We start from the raw sequence: 18,175 nt of genomic DNA on the forward strand, positions 1-18,175 counted from the left end.
CGATGAACCGCCTGCTTGCCCTTTCGCCGCTCGTCCTTCTCGCCGCCGCGCCCGCCGCCGCGCAGCGCCCGCCGTTCGACACGCCGGCGCCCGTTGCCTATCTGGAGGACCTGTCCTCCGGCGCGGTGCTCTATGCCAAGGATGCCGACCGCCGAATGCCGCCGGCGTCGATGGCGAAGATGATGACGGTCTACGTCCTTTTTGACATGATCAAGCGCGGCGAGGTGAAGCTCGACCAGAAGCTGACCGTCCGCCCCGAAACCTGGGCGAAGTGGCACGGGCCGAAGGCCGGCTCGACGATGTTCCTGTCGCCGAACGAGCAGGTGACGGTCGAGAACCTGCTCTACGGCGTCGTCGTGCTGTCGGGCAACGACGCCTGCGTCGTGCTGGCGGAAGGCGTGGCGGGCACCGAGGAGGCGTTCGTCAACCTGATGAACCAGCGCGCCAAGGCGATCGGCCTCTCCAACAGCCAGTTCGGCACGTCGAACGGCTGGCCCGATGAGGGGCGCACGATGGTTACCGCCCGCGACCTCGCCCATCTCGCCAAGGCGACGATCCAGAACTACCCGGACCTCTACAAGAAGTTCTACAGCCGACAGGATTTCACCTGGGGCCAGACGATGGGCGGCAACGCCATCACCCAGGCGAACCGCGACCCGCTGCTCGGCCGCGTCGCCGGCGCCGACGGGCTGAAGACTGGCCACACCGAAGAGGCGGGCTACGGCTTCACCGGTTCTGCCGAGCAAAATGGCCGCCGCCTGGTGATGGTCGTGGCGGGCCTCAACAGCTTCAACCAGCGCATTAGCGAATCCGTGCGCTTCATGCAGTGGGGCTTCAACGCCTGGAAGGCGAAGCCCGTCGTGAAGCAGGGCAAGCGCGTCGAGACCGCCGACGTCCAGCTCGGCAATGCCGCGACCGTCGGCCTCGTCGCACCACGCGACCTCAACGTCACCGTGCCCGCCGGCAGCAACGCAGCGATGACCGCGAAGGTCGTCTATCAGGGGCCGCTCAAGGCACCGATCAAACAGGGCCAGCACATCGCCGACCTTGTCATCACCAGCGCCGATGTCGGCGAGCAGCGCCTGCCGCTCGTCGCCGAAAGCGCGGTCGAGGAAGCCGGCTTCTTCGGCCGCGTCTGGGCCGGGCTGATGGGGCTGTTCGGCGCTTGAGCCCAGGGCGGTTCATCACGCTCGAGGGCGGGGAGGGCGCGGGCAAGTCGACACAGGCCCGCGCGCTCGCCGCCGCACTCGAAGCGCGCGGGCTCCACGTGCTCGTCACCCGGGAACCGGGCGGCAGCGACGGGGCGGAGGCGATCCGCGAATTGCTGATGCAGGGCGATGTCGGGCGCTGGAGCCCGCATGCCGAGACGCTGCTGTTCGCCGCCGCGCGCGCCGACCATGTCGAGAAGCGCATCCGGCCCGCAATCGGCGCGGGGCATTGGGTGATCTGCGACCGTTATGTCGATTCGACGCGCGCCTATCAGGGGGCGCAGGGCATCGACGATGCCGCGATCCTCGCGCTCCACGGCTTCGGCTCGCGCGGGTTGATGCCCGATCGGACGTTCCTGCTCGAACTGCCGCCCGAGGAGGGCGCGGCGCGTGCGGCGGGGCGGGGTGCCGCAGCCAATGATCGATTCGAGATGCGCGGCACCGGCTTTCACGCCGCCGTGGCCGAGGGCTTCGCGCGCATCGCCGCCGCCGAGCCTGACCGCGTGCGCCGCATCGACGCCGCCGCTGCACCGGAGCAAGTCACTGCCGCGCTGATCGAGGCGCTCGCCGACCTGCTGCCATGACGTCGCTCATCGGCAACGACGCACCGCGCGCCGCCTTTGCCGCGGCGATCGGGGGCGAGGCGATCCACCATGCCTGGTTGATCGCCGGCCCGGAAGGCGTGGGGAAGGGCCGCTTCGCGCGCGAGTGCGCGGCGCTGCTCCTCGCCCGCGCACTCGACCCATCGGTGCCGCCGACCGGGCCGCTGTCGCCCGAGCACCGCGTCGCGCGGCTGCTGGCGAGCGGCGCGCATCCCGATTACCGCGAGCTCGTACGCCTGCCCAAAGATGTCGCCAAGCCGGATGACGGTCTGAAGCGCAGCATCACCATCGATCAGGTTCGCACGCTGCAACCGATGTTCGCGACCAAGCCCGCCCTGTCCCCGCGGCGCGTCGTCCTGATCGACGCGATCGACGATCTGGAGCGGAGCGGCGCCAACGCGCTGCTCAAGAACCTGGAGGAGCCGCCCGCAGGGACGATCTTCCTCCTCGTCAGTCATTCGCCGGGTCGCCTGCTTCCCACCATCCGCTCGCGCTGCCGCTCGCTGCGCTTCTCGGCGCTGGCCGACGATCAGGTAGCGCGCGTGCTTCGTGCCGAGGAGCCCGACCTGCCGGAGGCGGAGGTGGCCGCGCTGGTGCGGGCAGGGGCCGGTTCGCCCGGCCGCGCGCTCGCCTTTGCCGGGCTCGACATGGCGGCGATCGAGCGCGATCTGGCCGAGATCGCCGCGACCGGGGATCGCGACAATGCCGTGCGCGGACGCCTTGCCAAGGCATTGTCGGGCAAGGGGGCGGCCGAACGCTTCGCCGCATTCCTAGAGCGCGTGCCTGCGTTCATCGCCGAACAGGCGCGCCTTGCTTCGGGCGAACGCCTGCGCACCGCGCTCGACGCGCATGACGCGGCCCGATCGGTGGGCGGGATCGCGGTTGCCCTGACGCAGGATGCCGCAGGCACCGTATTCGAACTCTGTGGGATCGTCGCGCGTCTCGCCCCGCGCTGACGCTTGCCGCTCTGCGGGACGCGCCCTAGAGCGGGGCAATGTCCGAGCCCTTCTACATCACCACCGCGATCCATTATCCCAACGGCCGCCCGCATATCGGCCACGCGTATGAGATGATCGCCGCCGACGCGATCGCCCGCTTCCAACGGCAGGCGGGCCGCGACGTCCGCTTCCAGACGGGCACCGACGAGCACGGGCTCAAAATGGCGCAGACCGCGCGCGACCGCGGCATCACCGCGCGCGAACTGGCAGACGAGATGTCCGCCTATTTCAGCGAGATGGCGGGCCGTCTTAACATCAGCCACGATCGTTTCATCCGCACCGTCGAGGCCGATCACTACCGCGCCAGCCAGGCGATCTGGGAAGCGATGAAGGCATCCGGCGACCTCTATCTCGACCGCTACGAGGGCTGGTATTCGGTCCGCGACGAGGCGTTCTACGAGGAAAAGGAACTGACCGACGGGGAGGGCGGCCAGCGCCTGTCGCCGCAGGGTACGCCCGTCGAATGGACGGCGGAGGAGACGTGGTTCTTCCGCCTGTCGAAATATCAGCAGCCGCTCCTCGACTTCTACGCCGCCAATCCCGGCTTCATCCGCCCCGAAACCCGCCGCAACGAAGTGCTGCGCTTCGTCGAGGGGGGGCTGACCGACCTGTCGGTATCGCGCACCAGCTTCGACTGGGGCGTGCCGGTGCCGGACAGCCCGGGGCATGTCATGTACGTCTGGGTCGACGCGCTGACCAACTATCTGACCGGCGCGGGATATCCAGACGGCGGCGATCTGTGGCGCTACTGGCCCGCCGACTTGCACGTCATCGGCAAGGATATCGTCCGCTTTCACGCGGTTTACTGGCCGGCTTTCCTGATGTCCGCGAACCTGCCGCTGCCGCGCGAGGTGTTCGGGCACGGCTTCGTCCTGAACAAGGGCGAGAAGATGTCGAAGTCGCTGGGCAACGTCGCCGACCCGCTGGCGCTGGCGGATGCGTTCGGCGTCGATGCGCTCCGCTACTTCCTGCTGCGAGACATCAGTTGGGGGCAGGACGGCAGTTACAGCCCGCGCGCGATCGCGACGCGTGCCAATGCCGACCTGTCCAACAGCTTCGGCAATCTTGCCCAGCGCACGCTGAGTTTCATCGCCAAGAACCTCGACGGCGCGCTGCCCCAGGCCGGTCGCGGTGACGAGGCCGACGCGGCGCTGCTGGCGACGGTCGCCGACGCCAATGCCGAGTTCGTCCGCCTGTTCGCCGATCAGTCGATCACCCCGGCGCTGGAGGGGTGGATGCGCGGCGTCTTCGCCTGCAACCAGTATATCGACGTGCAGGCCCCCTGGTCGCTGCGCAAGACCGATCCCGAGCGTATGCACGCGGTGCTCGGCACGCTGGTCCGCGCGATCCGGCTGCTCGCGATCACGATCCTGCCCGTCGTCCCGGCCGCCGCCGGTGCGATGCTTGACCAATTGGGCGCCGACGAACGCGATCATGCCGCGCTCGCCGACGAGGGCTGGTACGCGCGAAAGGCCGGGGAGGGCTTTCGCATCGTGGCCCCGACCCCCATCTTCCCGCGTCTGGACGTGCCAGAGGAGGAAGCGGCGGCATGACGCTGGCCGACAGTCATTGTCACCTGAATTACAAGGGCTTGGTCGAGGAACAGCAGAGCGTCCTTGAACGCGCGCGCGCGCGCGGCGTGACCGCGATGCTCAACATCTCGACGCGCGAACGCGAATGGGGTGACGTGATCGCGGTTGCCGAGCGCGAGCCCGACGTCTGGGCCAGCGTCGGCATCCACCCGCATGAGGCGGACGCGCACCCCGATGTGGATGCGGGCAAGCTGGTCGCCGCCGCGGCGCACCCCCGCGTCGTCGGGCTCGGTGAATGCGGCCTCGACTATTACTACGATCACAGCGACCGTGCGGCCCAGGCGGCGAGCTTTCGCGCCCACTGCGCCGCCGCCCGCGAAACCGGCCTGCCGATCATCGTCCACACCCGCGATGCCGAGGACGACACCGCGGCGTTGCTCGAAGAGGAACTGGGGAAGGGGGCCTTTCCCGGTGTCATCCACTGCTTTACCGGCACCGGGCCGTTCGCCGACCGGATGATCGACCTGGGTTTCTACATCTCGATCTCCGGCATCGTGACGTTCAAGAGCGCCCGCGATCTTCAGGAAACCGCCGCGCGGCTCCCGATCGAGCGATTGCTGATCGAGACCGACGCGCCGTTCCTCGCGCCCGTGCCGCATCGGGGCAAGTCGGGTGAGCCGGGCTTCGTCGCCGATACCTGCGCGTTTCTCGCGAACCTTCGCGGGACCACGCCTGAGGCAATGGGCGCCGCGACCGCCGCGAACTTTCACACACTCTTTCAAAAGACGCGCGCATGAAGCTGACGTTGCTGGGGTGCGGGACGTCGTCGGGCGTGCCGCGGATCGGCAACGACTGGGGCGCCTGCGATCCCGCCGAACCGCGCAACCGGCGGACGCGTTGCTCGGCGCTGGTCGAAAGCGGCGACACTCGCATCCTGATCGACACCGGTCCGGATATGCGCGAACAGCTCAACGCCGCGAATGTCGGGCGGGTGGATGCCGTGATCTGGACCCACGATCATGCGGATCACACGCATGGCATCGACGACCTGCGCCAACTCGCCCATGCGCTCGACCGCCCCGTGCCCGGTTACGCGCGCCCCGCGACCGCCGCGGTGCTGGCGTCACGCTTCACCTATGTGTTCGAGGGCGGAGGCGGCTATCGCCCGGTCGCGACACTCAGCGCGCTGCCAGCCGAGATGACGATCGACGGCTTGGCGATCGAGGTCGTCGATCAGCCGCACGGCGAGATCACCAGTGCGGGGCTGAGCTTCGCGCAGGATGGTAAACGTATCGTTTATTCGACGGACTTTCATGATCTTACCGTTGACATGGCAGATGCGTTTTCAGGTTGCGATATTTGGATTCTCGATGCGCTGCGGCGTCATCCGCATCCGTCGCATAACCATCTCTCGCTCGCGCTTTCGCATATCGAACGCGTCGGACCGCGCCGCGCGGTGCTGATCCACATGGACAGTTCGATGGATTACCGGACGCTCGATGCCGAGCTGCCGGCTGGCGTCGAACTCGGCTATGATGGCATGGTGCTCGTACCATGAGCGGCGACACGTCGGTCGAGCTGCTCTGGGGCGTCGGCGCCTTGATCCTCGTGCTCAGCGCATTGAGCGCGCGCCGTGTTTCCGCGCGCGTGATCGTCCGCAATCTGCTCGGCTGGGCGGCGATCGCGGGCGTATTGTTCGTCCTGTTCGCCAACCGTGACGGCCTGATCCTGCTTGCCGAGCGCGCGGGGCTGACCGGACAGCAGGTGTCGGGTGATACGGTGCGGATCCGCCAGTCGCCGGACGGGCATTTCTACGCCGATGTTCGCATCAACGGCACGCGCCAGCAGATGCTGATCGACAGCGGCGCGACGATCACGGCCTTGTCCGAGGATGCGGCGCGTGCCGCCGGGATCACGGACGAGGCGGACTTTCCGGTAATGCTCGCCACCGCAAACGGACCGGTCCAGGCGCGTCGAGGCGTCGCCCAGACATTCGCGATCGGCGGCCTCGAAACACGCGACCTGTCGGTCGTCATCTCGCCAAGTTTCGGCGACATGAGCGTAGTCGGCATGAACTTCCTGTCGCGACTGGGTAGTTGGCGGGTCGAGGGCAGCACGCTGATCCTCGAGCCGAAACACGGCTGACATTTACATAATGTGCATTATCGAACGTTTGGAGTTGTCCTGATGGTCGAACGGCTCGTCGCGATCGTGGCGCGCCTGCGCGATCCGATCGATGGTTGCGAATGGGATCGCGCGCAGGATTTCCGCTCGATCGCGCCTTACACGATCGAGGAAGCCTATGAGGTCGCCGATGCGTGCGAGCGCGGCGACATGGGCGAACTGAAGGACGAGCTCGGCGACCTGCTGCTCCAGGTTGTCTTTCACAGCCGGATGGCCGAGGAAGCCGGGGCGTTCACGCTGGCCGACGTCGTCGCCGCGATCAGCGACAAGATGGAGCGCCGCCACCCGCATATCTTCGGCGACCGCAAGCATGGCGGTCACCATCTCTGGGAAGCGATCAAGGCCGAAGAGCGCGCCGGCAAGGAAGACAAGAGCGCGCTGGCCGGGGTCGCCCTCGGCCTGCCCGCGCTCAGTCGCGCCGAGAAGCTCCAGAAGCGCGCCGCCCGCGTCGGCTTTGACTGGCCCGACGCGAGCGGCGCGCGCGCGAAGATCGACGAGGAACTGGCCGAGGTCGAGGCCGCCACCGATCCCGACCACCGCGCCGAGGAAGTCGGCGACCTCCTATTCGCGGTCGTCAATTGGGCACGCTTTCACGGCATCGATCCCGAGGCCGCGCTTCGCCGGGGCAACGCCAAGTTCGAGCGCCGCTTTCGCGCAATGGAGGCCGAGGGCGGCGAAGCATTCCCGACCCTCGACCTCGAAAGCCAGGAAGCGCTCTGGCAAAAGGTGAAGTCCACGGAGTGACTTAGCCGGCGCGGCTCACGAATCGCTCATGGTCTTCCGGTGCCAGTCGCACCTCGTAATGCGCACCGTCATCGGCCATCCAATGGTCGAGCACCTCGCCATGCTGGTGCAGCCATGCCGCCCCCGCCCCGTCGGCCGGATCTAGCGTCAGGATGAAGCGCCGATGCCCTGCCGTCAGCCACGCCGCCGCCGCGGCGACAAGGTCGTCCACCCCCTCCCCGGTCAGCGCCGAGATCGCGACGACGCCGGTCTTGGCATGCGCATCCTCGATCACCTCGTCGCGGCCGACGTCATCCAGCGCATCGAGCTTGTTCCAGGCCTCGATCCGCGGCGTGTCGGGATCGACGCCGATTTCGGTCAGCACATCCTCGACGTCCTGACGCTGCGCCTCACTGTCGGGATGCGCGATGTCGCGGACGTGGATGAGCAGGTCGGCCGAAACCACCTCCTCCAGCGTCGCCTTGAACGCCGCGACGAGCTGCGTCGGCAGGTCGGAGACGAAGCCCACCGTGTCCGACAGGATCGCCTTGTCGATCCCCGGCAGCGATACCTGGCGCAGCGTAGGATCGAGCGTCGCGAACAGCAGGTTCTCAGCCATCACCCCCGCCCCGGTCAGGCGATTGAACAGCGTCGACTTGCCTGCATTGGTATAGCCGACCAGCGCGACCACCGGCCACGGCGCGCGCTGGCGCCGGTCGCGGTGGAGCGTGCGCGTGCGGCTGACCTGTTCGAGCTCGCGGCGAAGGCGCGCCATGCGGTCGCGGATCATTCGGCGGTCGGCTTCGATCTGCGTCTCGCCGGGGCCGCCGAGAAAGCCGAAGCCGCCGCGCTGCCGCTCGAGGTGGGTCCAGCTGCGCACAAGCCGCGACGACTGGTAATCGAGATGCGCGAGCTCGACCTGCAAGCGCCCCTCGGCCGTCCGCGCACGCTCGCCGAAGATTTCGAGGATCAGGCCCGTCCGGTCGATGACCTTGCAGCCAAGCCCGGTTTCCAGGTTCCGCTGCTGAACGGGCGTCAGCGCCGCGTAAAACACGGCAAGACCCACATCTAGCGCCTCGACCCGCTCGTGCAGGCCTTCGACCTGGCCGCCGCCGATCAGTGTTGCGGGGCGCGGCTGACGAACGCGCAGGCCCACCCGCTCGACCACCTCGACGCCGATGGCGGCGGCAAGGCCGGCGGTTTCCTCGAGCCGGGCGTCCACCTCACGGCTCGCGCCGCCCTGATCGGGCAGCACGACGATGGCGCGCGCGCCGCGGGCGAACTCCTCGGCGTCGCGATCGAACCCGGTGCTCAGGCTGCGTCCCCCTGCGCCTGCTCCTCGGCGAGGTTCAGCGGATTGGCCGGCTGGATCGTCGAGACCGCGTGCTTGTAGACGAGCTGCGACATGCCGTCGCGCTGGAGCAGCATGCAGAACAGGTCGAACGCGGCGATCTGCCCCTGAAGCATTACGCCGTTGACGAGGAACATCGTCACCGGTTCCTGCTGGCGGCGCACCGCGCTCAAGAAGATTTCCTGCAATACGGGGTTCTTGCTGCCGTTATCCGACACGCTATCGATGATCGGCGACAGGTCGACATTGCCCGTGGGCATGATCGTTGAGATCGCGTGCTTGTAGATCAGCTGCGACTGGCCGTCGCGGCGCAGCAGGACCGAAAAATTGTCGAACCAGGTGACGATCCCCTGGAGCTTCACGCCCTTGACGAGAAACATCGTTACCGGCGTCTTCGCACGGCGGAGCGCGTTGAGGAACTGGTCCTGGAGCGAGGTTTGTTTGTCGGCCATCGGTCGATCCCTTGTTCTTGGCGGGAATTACCCGCTACGCGCCGCTTTGCACGGCGTCGGTCGCGCGCCACGACGGCGCGTGATGCCAAGTTAGGGACGACGGGGCCGGGCGTCCAGCGCCCGCCCCTCAATCCTCGCGCGTTTCGGTAATACCGAGCAGCTTGAGTTTGCGGTGGAGGGCCGATCGCTCCATGCCGATGAAGCTCGCGGTGCGGCTGATATTGCCCGAAAAGCGCCGGATCTGGACGCGCAGATATTCGCGCTCGAACGTTTCGCGCGCCTCGCGAAGCGGCGTGCCCATGATGGCGCTCGCGCCGATCCCGCCGCCGTCGCGGCCAGTCTGAAGCACTTCCGGCGGCAGCAGGTCGAGGTCGATACGGCCGATCCGGTCGCCGGGAGCAAGGATCACCGTTCGCTCGACAACGTTGCGAAGCTGGCGGACATTGCCCGGCCATTCATAGCTTTGCAGCGCGACCATCGCATCGGGTGCGACCTCCGGCGTCGGCACGCGGCGGTCGGTAGCGTAGCGCGCGACGAAATGCTCGACCAGTGGCGGAATATCCTCGCGCCGGTCGGCGATCGGCGGGATGACAACGGGGACGACGTTGAGGCGATAATAGAGGTCCTCGCGGAACCGCCCCTCCCCGATCTCGACCATCAGGTCGCGCGCGGTGGCGGAGACCACGCGCACATCGACCTTCACGACGCGCGTGCCGCCGACTCGGGTGAAACTTTGGTCAGTGAGGACGCGCAGGATGCGCGCCTGCGTCGCGACCGGCATGTCGGCGATCTCGTCGAGGAACAGCGTGCCGCCATGGGCCTGTTCGAGCAGGCCGGGGCGGACGAGATCGCCCGCTTCCTCGACGCCGAACAATTCCTCCTCGACGCGCTCGGGCGTCATCCGCGCCGCGCTGACGATCACGAACGGTGCATAGGCGCGCTGGCTCCAAGCGTGGAGCAGGCGCGCGGCGACTTCCTTGCCGACCCCCGGTCCGCCGGAGATCAGCACGCGGCTGCCGGTCTGCGCCACCCGCTTCAGCGTCGCGCGGACGGTGTTGATCGCCGCCGAACTGCCGGTGAGGTCGGTGTCGCGGCCGACACTGGCGCGCAGGTCCTCGACCTCGGCGCGCAGCCGCTCGGTCTCGGTCGCGCGCTTGACGAGAAGGAGTAGCCGCTCGGCTTCGAACGGCTTTTCGATGAAGTCCGACGCGCCGCGGCGGATCGCCGCGACCGCGGTGTCGAGATTGCCGTGGCCCGAAATGACCAGCACGGGAAGCGAGGGATCGCGCCGCTTGATCTCCTCCAGCAACTCCAGCCCATCAAGGCGAGAGCCGTGCAGCCACACGTCGAGCAGGACGAGGCTCGGCCGTCGCGTCGCGATCGCCTCGAGCGCCGCGTCGCTGTCACCGGCCGAGCGCGTGTCATAGCCCTCGTCCTCCAGCACGCCGGCCACCAGCTCGCGAATGTCGCGTTCGTCGTCGACGACGAGGATATCGAGGGTCATGGGTTCGGGTTCCGGGTACGGGTCAACATCAGGAAACGGTCGTCGTCGGTCGGCGCGGGCGTCGCCTCGGCATCCTCGGGCGCGGCGAGCGGCTCTAGCGCGCGCGCGTCGAAGGAAAGCGTCACGACCGTGCCGCCGCCGGGCCGATCGGCAAAGGCGATCGTGCCCATATGCTCCTCGGCGATTTTCTTGACGATCGCGAGGCCAAGGCCGGTGCCGCGGCTGCGCGTCGTCATATAGGGCTCGACGATGCGGTCACGCTCGACCGGCAGGCCGACGCCGTTGTCGGCGATCGAAAGCGTGACGCGGCCGTTCGCCTTCGCCAGCGCCATCACCATCTCGCCCTGCGGCAGGTCGTCGGCGGGCGGGCGCGCCTCGATCGCCTCCGCGGCGTTCTTGATGAGGTTGGTCAGCGCCTGCCCGATCTGGCGCCGGTCGCAGACGAGGCTGACGGGTGCGTCGGCATCGGCGTCGAGGCGGAAGGCGATGCCCGGGTGGCCGACCTCGTGCAGGAACATCGACTGGCGCGCGATATCGACCAGCGATTCTCGGCGGAACACGGGCTTCGGCATCCGCGCGAAGGACGAGAATTCGTCGACCATCCGGCGCAGGTCGCCGACCTGGCGAACGATCGTTTCGGTCAGGCGCGAGAAGGTCGTGTCACTCGGCTCGATGTTCTTGCCATAGCGCCGCTGTAGACGTTCGGCCGCAAGCTGGATCGGGGTGAGCGGGTTCTTGATCTCGTGCGCGATGCGGCGGGCAACATCGGCCCAGGCGGCACGCCGCTGGTCGGCGAGCTGCTGGGTGATATCGTCGAACGTCAGGATCGGCCCGGCAGCTTCGCGCGTAATCTTGACCGCCAGCGTCCGCGGCTCGCCGCCGCGCGCGACCTGCACCACCGCCTCGCGCTGGTCACTCGCGAGCAGCGCGTCGAGCTCCGGCGCGACCTCGACCAGCGGGCGGCCGATCGCATGGCTTTCGCCCACCTGGAGCAGGTTGGCGGCCGAGCTATTGAGCAGGCGCACGGTTCGCCCCGCCCCGATCGAGACGATGCCCGCGGACACCCCCGACATGACCGCCTCGATCAGCGCGCGGCGGCTTTCGGATTCGGCATTGGCGGTGACGAGCGCGCCGGTCTGTTCCTTAAGCCGCTCGGTCATCGTGTTGAACGCAGCCGCCAGCGAGCCGACCTCGTCCATCCGTTTGGGCATGCTGACCCGCGCATCGAAATTGCCACCTGCGACACGGCGCGCGGCATCGACGAGGTCGTTGACCGGCCGGACGAGACGATCGGCAATGGCGAGCGCGGCGAACACCGCGAGCCCGACGATGAACAGCGAGATGCCGAGCAGCGCGAGGTTGAACCGAAGCTGCAGCGACCGCGACCGTTCGCGAAGCGCGCGATAGTCGGCAACGACGCCCTCGGCGCGCTGCTTGCGCTGCATCAGCTCCTTGGCGCCGACGACGCGACTCGATGCGACGAGATACTGCGTGCCCGGCACCGGCGCGATCGACTGCACCCGCTCGCCACTGACGATCACGACGCTGGGCTTGCCCGCCAGCACCGCGCGGGCGTCGGCGACGCGGATGCTGCTCGCCAGCCCGCGCTCATACGGGTCGAGCAGCGCGAAGGTCAGTATCTCGCCCTTTGGCGACACGCCGAAGATGATCGATTCGGCCAGGCTGCGCTGCAAGACGCTTTGCGCATAGGTGCCGACGAACTCGGTCGTGTCGAAGCCGTAGCCGCTCGACAACAGGTTCGCGACGTCCTTGCCGACGGCGACGTTCTCGCCATCGACCCACCGCGTCATCTCGACATAGGATTCGTTGGCAAGCGTCGCCGCGCGCTCGATCATGTCCTTGGCGCGGTCGGAGTACCAGAACTCGACACCGTACTGGAACAGCATCGACGCGACGATCGTGACGAGGATCATCGGCACGCTAGCGAGGACCGAGAATAGCGCGACAAGCCGGACGTGGAGCCGCCCCTGCCCGCCCGCCGCCGTCGCCATCGCGCGCTTGATCGCGATGCGGCGGCCGATCAGCACCAGCAGCGCCACCGCGGGGACAAGGTTGGCGACCATCAACAACGCCACCAGCGGCGGCGTGAGCGGCCGCGGCGAACTCGGGTCCGCGGTGATCGTGAAGTAGGTAGCGATGCCGATGGCGACCGCCAGCGCGAGCACGCCGAGTTCGACGAGCGGCGTGACGCCAAGGCGCTTGCGCGGTTCGGTATTTAGTACGTCGGGAACGGCAACAGCCTCCATCGTTGCAAGCGTACAACGTCGCCGTTGCTTGGAAAACACATTCTTTGGGTCATTTGGTCGCTACCCGTTCACGGTTCGCCGAGTAGGATCGATGCCGAGCGTGTCGAGACGCTTGCGCAGCGTGTTGCGATTGATGCCGAGGATGCGCGCCGCGCGAAGCTGGTTCTGGCCGCAACGGGCGAGCACCGCTTCGATCAGCGGCCGTTCGACCTCGGCGATGATGCGTTCGTAGAGGCTGCCGTCCTCGAATGCCTGGGGCATCTCGCGCGCCATCCGGTCGAGCCGCGCTGCGACAGCGGCGGACAGGTCAGGATCGACTTCGCCCGCAACGACGGGCGGACCGCCCTTGCCGAGGTTGGCACGGATTTCCTCGGCATCGATCGTCGCATCGCGGCCGAGTGCAGCGGCGCGGCGCATCAGATTTTCCAACTCGCGGACGTTGCCGGGCCAGTCGTGGCTTTCGAGCAGCGCCAGCGCGCCCTTGTCGATGCCCTTGCGCGGCAGGCCGCTCTCGGCCGCGCGATCGAGGAAGTGCCGCGCCAACAGCCCCACGTCCTGCCGCCGCTCGCGCAAGGGGGGCAGACTGATCGGCACGACGTTGAGGCGGTAGAACAGGTCCTCGCGAAACGCGCCCTGCTGGACGGAGGCGGTCAGGTCCTTGTTGGTCGCCGCGACGATGCGCACGTCGGCGCGGATCGTGCGCGCGCCGCCCACCGTCGTGAACTCGCCCGACTGGAGCACGCGCAGCAGCCGGGTCTGCGCCTCCATCGGCATGTCGCCGATCTCGTCGAGGAAGAGCGTGCCGCCGGCCGCCTGCTCGAACCGCCCCGCCACCCGCGCCGCCGCGCCGGTAAACGCGCCGCGCTCATGCCCGAACAATTCGGCCTCGATCAGCTCACGCGGGATCGCGGCCATGTTGATCGCGACGAACGGCGCGGCGCGGCGCGGTCCGAGCTCGTGGATCGCGCGCGCGACCAGCTCCTTGCCGGTGCCCGATTCGCCCGAAATCAGAACGGTCAGGTCGTTGGCAACCACGCGGGCGATGACGCGGTACACCTCCTGCATCGCCGGCGACCGACCGATCAGCAGGCCGCCGCCCTCCTCCGCCGGCCCTAGATCGACGGGCCGCGCGGCGCTCTTCGCCAGCGCGCCCTGAACCGCATCGGCAAGGGCCGCGAGGTCGAAGGGCTTGGGCAGATAATCGAACGCCCCCGCCTCGGTCGCGCGCACGGCGGTGGTCAGCGTATTCTGCGCCGACAGGACGATGACCGGGAGGCCCGGATAATCGGCGGTCAGCGACGTCACGACGTCGAGGCCATTGCCGTCGGGCAGGATCACGTCGGTGACGAGCACATCGGGCAACCCGCGCGCGATCTCGGCCCTGAGCTGCGCCACGGAGGCGACGGTGTCGACGCGGTGCCCCGCCCGGCGCAGCGCCTGTGCGACCACGGTGCGGATCGCCGCGTCATCGTCGCAGACCAGGATGCTGCCGATCCGCCCCTCGATCACGCGTCCGCCCGCGGCAACAGGATACGCAGCACCGTCCATTCAGGCTCTCCCTCCCGCGCATAGGCGACGATCCCGCCCATGTCGCGCACCAGCTTGTCGACCAGCGGCAGGCCCAGCCCCTGCCCCTCGGGCTTGCCCGACACGAACGGCTCGAACAGATGGTCCGCGATGTCGGCGGGGGCACCCGGGCCGTTGTCGAGCACGCAGATCTCGATCGGCAGCTTCTGGCGCGGGCGCCCCGGCGCGGCGCTGGCCGACATGCCGTGACGATAGGCCGTGGCGATCTGGATGCACGGATCGGGATGCCCGGCCAGCGCCTCCGCCGCGTTCTTCATCAGGTTGACTATGACCTGCACGAAGCGGTCGCCGTCGATCAGCACGTGTGGCAGCGAGGGGTCGAATCGCTCCTCGATCGCGACGCCGCGCGCAAAGCCCGCCTGCGCGACGCGCTTGGCATGCGCGAGCAGCGGATAGATGTTGGCCGCTTCCAGCACCGGCGCACGGGTGTCGGTGAAGTCCTGCATCCGATCGATCAGCGCGGCGATGCGGTCGACTTCGGTGGTGATAAGTTCGGTCAGCTCGCGCTCGCCGCCGGCATCGCCGAGCAGCTGCGCCGCGCCGCGGATGCCCGACAGCGGGTTCTTGATCTCGTGCGCCAGCATCGCCGCCGCGCCCATCGCCGCACGCGCGCCGCCGCGCTCAGCCATGCCGTGCCGCCGCCCGGCGACCGCATCGTGGAGCGTGATGATCCGCCAGCCCCGCTCGGGCAGCAGCGCCTCCGCCATGTCGACGCGCAGGCGGTGCCCGCGCCGCGTCACGACCTCCGTATCGACGAGCGCCAGCCCACCACGGTCACGGTTCCGGACGTAATCGTCGGGCAGCTCCAGCACCTGTGTCAGCCCCAGCCCGCGTATCGATCGTTCCGACTGGTTTAGCAGCAGCTCGCACGCGCCGTTGGCGAAGACGATGCCGTCGCCGGCATCGAGCACCAGCACCGCCACGGGGAGCGCCGCGAACAGCTCCGCCGCGCTCGGCCCGCTGCTCGCTGTCAGCCCGCCCTCGATCAGGCTGCCGCGCGCGAACGCCACGGCGCGTAGAATTCGGCGAGCATCGCCTTGACGACATTCGGATCGGGCTGCTGGTTGACGCGGTTGCGGAACTCCGCCGATCCGGTCAGGCCCCGCGTGTACCAACCGATATGCTTGCGCGCCATGTTGACGCCCGTCTCGGTCCCGTAGTGGGAGAGCATCATGTCGTAATGCTCGGCGATCAGTTCGTACTGCGCCTCGATCGACGGGTCGGCGACCTGCCGCCCGGTCGCAAAATGCTGCATCACCTGGCCGAGCAGCCACGGCTTTCCATAGGCGCCGCGGCCGATCATCACGCCGTCCGCGCCCGATTGCGCGAGTGCGGTCTCGGCATCCTCGATCGAGCAGATGTCGCCGTTGACGATGACGGGCAGGCTCACCGCGTCCTTGACCCGGCGGACGAACGCCCAGTCGGCATTGCCCTTGTACATCTGGTTGCGGGTGCGCCCGTGGACGGTGATGAGCTGCGCACCCAGATCCTGCGCGATCCGCGCGAGTTCGGGGGCGTTGAGACTGGTGTGATCCCAGCCCATCCGCATCTTGACGGTGACGGGCACCTTCACCGCCTTGACCACCGCGTCGATCAGGCTGGCGGCGAGCGGCAGGTCGCGCATCAGCGCCGAGCCCGCGTCGCCGTTCACCACCTTCTTCACCGGGCAGCCCATGTTGATGTCGATGATCGCCGCACCGCGATCCTCGTTGAGCTTCGCTGCCTCGGCCATTTCCTTGGGGCTGCAGCCGGCAAGCTGCATCGACACCGGCTCCTCGACCGGGTCCCACGCCGCCTTTTGCAGCGACTGGCGCGTCTCGCGGATCATCGCCTGGCTGGCGATCATCTCGGTCACGTTGAGGCCCGATCCGAAGCGGCGCACCAGTTTGCGGAACGGCAGGTCGGTGACGCCGGTCATCGGCGCGAGGATCACGGGGCTGTCGATCCGCACCGGACCGATCTGGATGGGCGAAAGCTGGGTCATGAAAACTGCCTGAAAAACAGGCAGCCCCTACTCCAATGACCCGCGACTGGCAAGGCTGGCGGGCCTCTCGCGATTGGGCTAGGCGCGCGGCGATGGATCGCCTCAAGACCGCAGCCCTCATCGTCGCCGCCGGACAGGGCACGCGTGCCGGCGGCCCCAAGCAGTTCCGCACGCTCGGCGGACGGCCGATGCTTGCGTGGAGCCACGCGGCGCTGTCCGCGCACCCGGCGATCGACCAAGTCCTCGTCGCAATCGCGAGCGGACAGGAAGGCGAGCTTGCCGCGGCGCTTGGCGAGGTGCCCTTCGTCATCGGTGGCGCGACGCGGCGCGAGTCGGTGCGCGCGGGCCTCGACAGGCTCGCGGCCGAGGGGATCGAGCGCGTCCTCGTCCATGACGCTGCCCGCCCCTTCGTCCCCGCCGCGGTCGTCGATGCGCTGGTCGCGGCACTGGACGGCGACGCCGGGGCCACACCCGCCATCGCCGTGGCCGACACGCTGGCGCGCGGGATCGAGGTGCTGGGCGACACCGTGCCGCGCGACGGCCTCGTCCGCATTCAGACGCCGCAGGCGTTCCGCCTCGCCGACCTGATCGCCGCGCACGACGCCTGGCCCGCCGATGCCGAGGCGACCGACGATGCGCAGATGTTGCGCGCCGCCGGCCATACCGTGGCGCTCGTCGAAGGAAGCCCGATGCTCGACAAGATCACCTACCCCGCCGACTTCGCCGCTGCCGAAGCGCGCCTTGCCGGCACGCTGGTCAGCCGCAGCGCCACCGGCTTCGACGTGCACCGGCTTGAGGCGGGCGAGGAACTCTGGCTCGGCGGCGTGCTCATCCCGCACGACAAGGGGCTGTCCGGGCATAGCGACGCCGACGTGGCGCTCCATGCGATCACCGACGCGCTGCTCGGCACGATCGGTGCGGGCGACATTGGCCTCCACTTTCCGCCCAGCGACCCGCAGTGGAAGGGCGCGCGCTCCGACCAGTTTCTCGCCCACGCCGCCGGGCTGGTGCGGGCAGCGGGCGGGATCGTCGATTTCGTCGACCTCACCCTGATGTGCGAGGCGCCGAAGATCGGCCCGCACCGTCAGGCGATGCGCGAGCGGATCGCCGAAATCTTGCAGCTTCCGGTGGCCCACGTTAGCGTCAAGGCAACGACGACCGAACGGCTGGGCTTCACCGGCCGCGGCGAGGGGGTCGCGGCACAGGCGTGCGCGACGATCCGCATTCCGGGACAGGCATGATGACGAAGACCCCCTCGCCGCTGGTCCGCGGCGCGTTGATGCTCGCCGCACTGGCGGCACCCGCCGCGGCGACGGCGCAGACCAGTAGCTGCCTTACGCCGCGTGAGGGCGAGGCTGTTCTGCTGTATCTCGCCCCCGACCTGCTCGCTCAGGCGACGCGGACCTGCGCGCCGGTGCTGGGCGCCAGCGCCTATCTGCGCCGCAATCCCGACCTCGGCCGCCGCTACATCGATGCGAGCGCCGACGCATGGCCGACTGCCCGCGCCGGGATTGCCAAGGTCGCTGGTCCCGATGTCGCGCCGCTGCTCGACAGCGCGTTCGCCGCGCCCGCCGTGTCGTCGCTCGTCGCGCCGCTGGTCGCGCAGGAGATCAAGGCCGCCGACTGCCCACAGATCGACCGCATCCTGTCGCTCGTCGCGCCGCTGCCACCCCAGAACATCGCCGGGATCGCCGTTGCGTTCCTGCAACTCGCCAACGACCGCGATCGAAAGACGGGCCGCCGCTCGCCCCTGCCGATCTGCGTTAACGGAGCGCGCTGAGCG

The 18,175-nt window shown here is 68.6% G+C and carries 16 protein-coding genes and 1 pseudogene; 10 read left to right on the top strand and 7 right to left on the bottom strand.

The window, feature by feature from the left end; genetic code table 11:
- The first annotated feature begins 2 nt into the window (after window positions 1-2).
- From FHR19_RS10300 to mazG, 8 genes are read left to right on the top strand one after another with little or no spacing between them, the layout of a single operon-like run.
- Window positions 3-1,169 (top strand): D-alanyl-D-alanine carboxypeptidase family protein, encoded by a 1,167-nt coding sequence (locus FHR19_RS10300; RefSeq protein ID WP_184027908.1) that lies wholly within the window; start codon window positions 3-5, stop codon window positions 1,167-1,169.
- A complete protein-coding gene (gene tmk, locus FHR19_RS10305) occupies window positions 1,166-1,792 on the top strand; it encodes a dTMP kinase (protein WP_184027910.1) in 627 nt (208 codons plus the stop codon). The genes FHR19_RS10300 and tmk overlap by 4 nt, the downstream gene beginning before the upstream one ends.
- Entirely contained in the window at window positions 1,789-2,766 is a 978-nt protein-coding gene (locus FHR19_RS10310; protein ID WP_184027913.1) for an AAA family ATPase, read from the top strand. Before tmk ends, FHR19_RS10310 begins: the two co-directional genes overlap by 4 nt.
- Window positions 2,767-2,804: 38 nt before the next feature.
- On the top strand, window positions 2,805-4,361 hold the full coding sequence (gene metG, locus FHR19_RS10315) for a methionine--tRNA ligase (protein WP_184027916.1): 1,557 nt from the start codon (window positions 2,805-2,807) through the stop codon (window positions 4,359-4,361).
- Window positions 4,358-5,137: a TatD family hydrolase gene (locus tag FHR19_RS10320; protein ID WP_184027919.1), complete on the top strand. Its 780-nt coding sequence runs from the start codon at window positions 4,358-4,360 to the stop codon at window positions 5,135-5,137. Before metG ends, FHR19_RS10320 begins: the two co-directional genes overlap by 4 nt.
- Window positions 5,134-5,898: an MBL fold metallo-hydrolase gene (locus tag FHR19_RS10325; protein ID WP_184027922.1), complete on the top strand. Its 765-nt coding sequence runs from the start codon at window positions 5,134-5,136 to the stop codon at window positions 5,896-5,898. Before FHR19_RS10320 ends, FHR19_RS10325 begins: the two co-directional genes overlap by 4 nt.
- The gene (locus FHR19_RS10330; protein ID WP_184027926.1) at window positions 5,895-6,485 is read left to right on the top strand and encodes a retropepsin-like aspartic protease family protein; all 591 of its coding nucleotides are present in this window, start codon (window positions 5,895-5,897) and stop codon (window positions 6,483-6,485) included. Before FHR19_RS10325 ends, FHR19_RS10330 begins: the two co-directional genes overlap by 4 nt.
- A gap of 42 nt (window positions 6,486-6,527) precedes the next feature.
- Complete coding sequence (gene mazG, locus FHR19_RS10335; protein ID WP_184027928.1) at window positions 6,528-7,268, top strand: nucleoside triphosphate pyrophosphohydrolase; 741 nt, start codon at window positions 6,528-6,530, stop codon at window positions 7,266-7,268.
- Between the two features lies 1 nt (window position 7,269).
- Here mazG and hflX read toward each other — a convergent pair whose 3' ends face one another.
- From hflX to dusB, 7 genes and pseudogenes are all read right to left on the bottom strand, one after another.
- Window positions 7,270-8,562, bottom strand: a complete 1,293-nt coding sequence (gene hflX / locus FHR19_RS10340) for a GTPase HflX (protein WP_184028913.1) — start codon at window positions 8,560-8,562, stop codon at window positions 7,270-7,272.
- Window positions 8,559-9,059, bottom strand: a pseudogene (hfq, locus tag FHR19_RS10345) (RNA chaperone Hfq); the annotation flags it as partial. The pseudogene hfq and the gene hflX, both read right to left, overlap by 4 nt.
- 118 nt (window positions 9,060-9,177) lie before the next feature.
- Window positions 9,178-10,554 (bottom strand): nitrogen assimilation response regulator NtrX, encoded by a 1,377-nt coding sequence (gene ntrX / locus FHR19_RS10350; protein ID WP_184027932.1) that lies wholly within the window; start codon window positions 10,552-10,554, stop codon window positions 9,178-9,180.
- Window positions 10,551-12,821 (bottom strand): sensor histidine kinase, encoded by a 2,271-nt coding sequence (locus tag FHR19_RS10355; protein ID WP_184027935.1) that lies wholly within the window; start codon window positions 12,819-12,821, stop codon window positions 10,551-10,553. Before FHR19_RS10355 ends, ntrX begins: the two co-directional genes overlap by 4 nt.
- Window positions 12,822-12,881: 60 nt before the next feature.
- A complete protein-coding gene (gene ntrC / locus FHR19_RS10360; protein WP_184027937.1) occupies window positions 12,882-14,369 on the bottom strand; it encodes a nitrogen regulation protein NR(I) in 1,488 nt (495 codons plus the stop codon).
- On the bottom strand, window positions 14,327-15,418 hold the full coding sequence (locus FHR19_RS10365) for a two-component system sensor histidine kinase NtrB (protein ID WP_343053239.1): 1,092 nt from the start codon (window positions 15,416-15,418) through the stop codon (window positions 14,327-14,329). Before FHR19_RS10365 ends, ntrC begins: the two co-directional genes overlap by 43 nt.
- Window positions 15,394-16,392 (bottom strand): tRNA dihydrouridine synthase DusB, encoded by a 999-nt coding sequence (gene dusB, locus FHR19_RS10370; RefSeq protein ID WP_184027939.1) that lies wholly within the window; start codon window positions 16,390-16,392, stop codon window positions 15,394-15,396. The genes FHR19_RS10365 and dusB overlap by 25 nt, the downstream gene beginning before the upstream one ends.
- A 92-nt stretch (window positions 16,393-16,484) precedes the next feature.
- Here dusB and FHR19_RS10375 point away from each other — a divergent pair, with 92 nt between their 5' ends.
- Together FHR19_RS10375 and FHR19_RS10380 are read left to right on the top strand one after the other, a co-directional pair.
- Window positions 16,485-17,633, top strand: coding sequence for a bifunctional 2-C-methyl-D-erythritol 4-phosphate cytidylyltransferase/2-C-methyl-D-erythritol 2,4-cyclodiphosphate synthase (locus tag FHR19_RS10375; protein WP_184027941.1), 1,149 nt, complete (start codon window positions 16,485-16,487; stop codon window positions 17,631-17,633).
- The gene (locus FHR19_RS10380) at window positions 17,633-18,172 is read left to right on the top strand and encodes a hypothetical protein (RefSeq protein WP_184027943.1); all 540 of its coding nucleotides are present in this window, start codon (window positions 17,633-17,635) and stop codon (window positions 18,170-18,172) included. The genes FHR19_RS10375 and FHR19_RS10380 overlap by 1 nt, the downstream gene beginning before the upstream one ends.
- Window positions 18,173-18,175 lie beyond the last annotated feature (3 nt).

It is taken from the genome of Sphingomonas yantingensis (assembly GCF_014199325.1).
Lineage (GTDB): Bacteria > Pseudomonadota > Alphaproteobacteria > Sphingomonadales > Sphingomonadaceae > Sphingomonas > Sphingomonas yantingensis.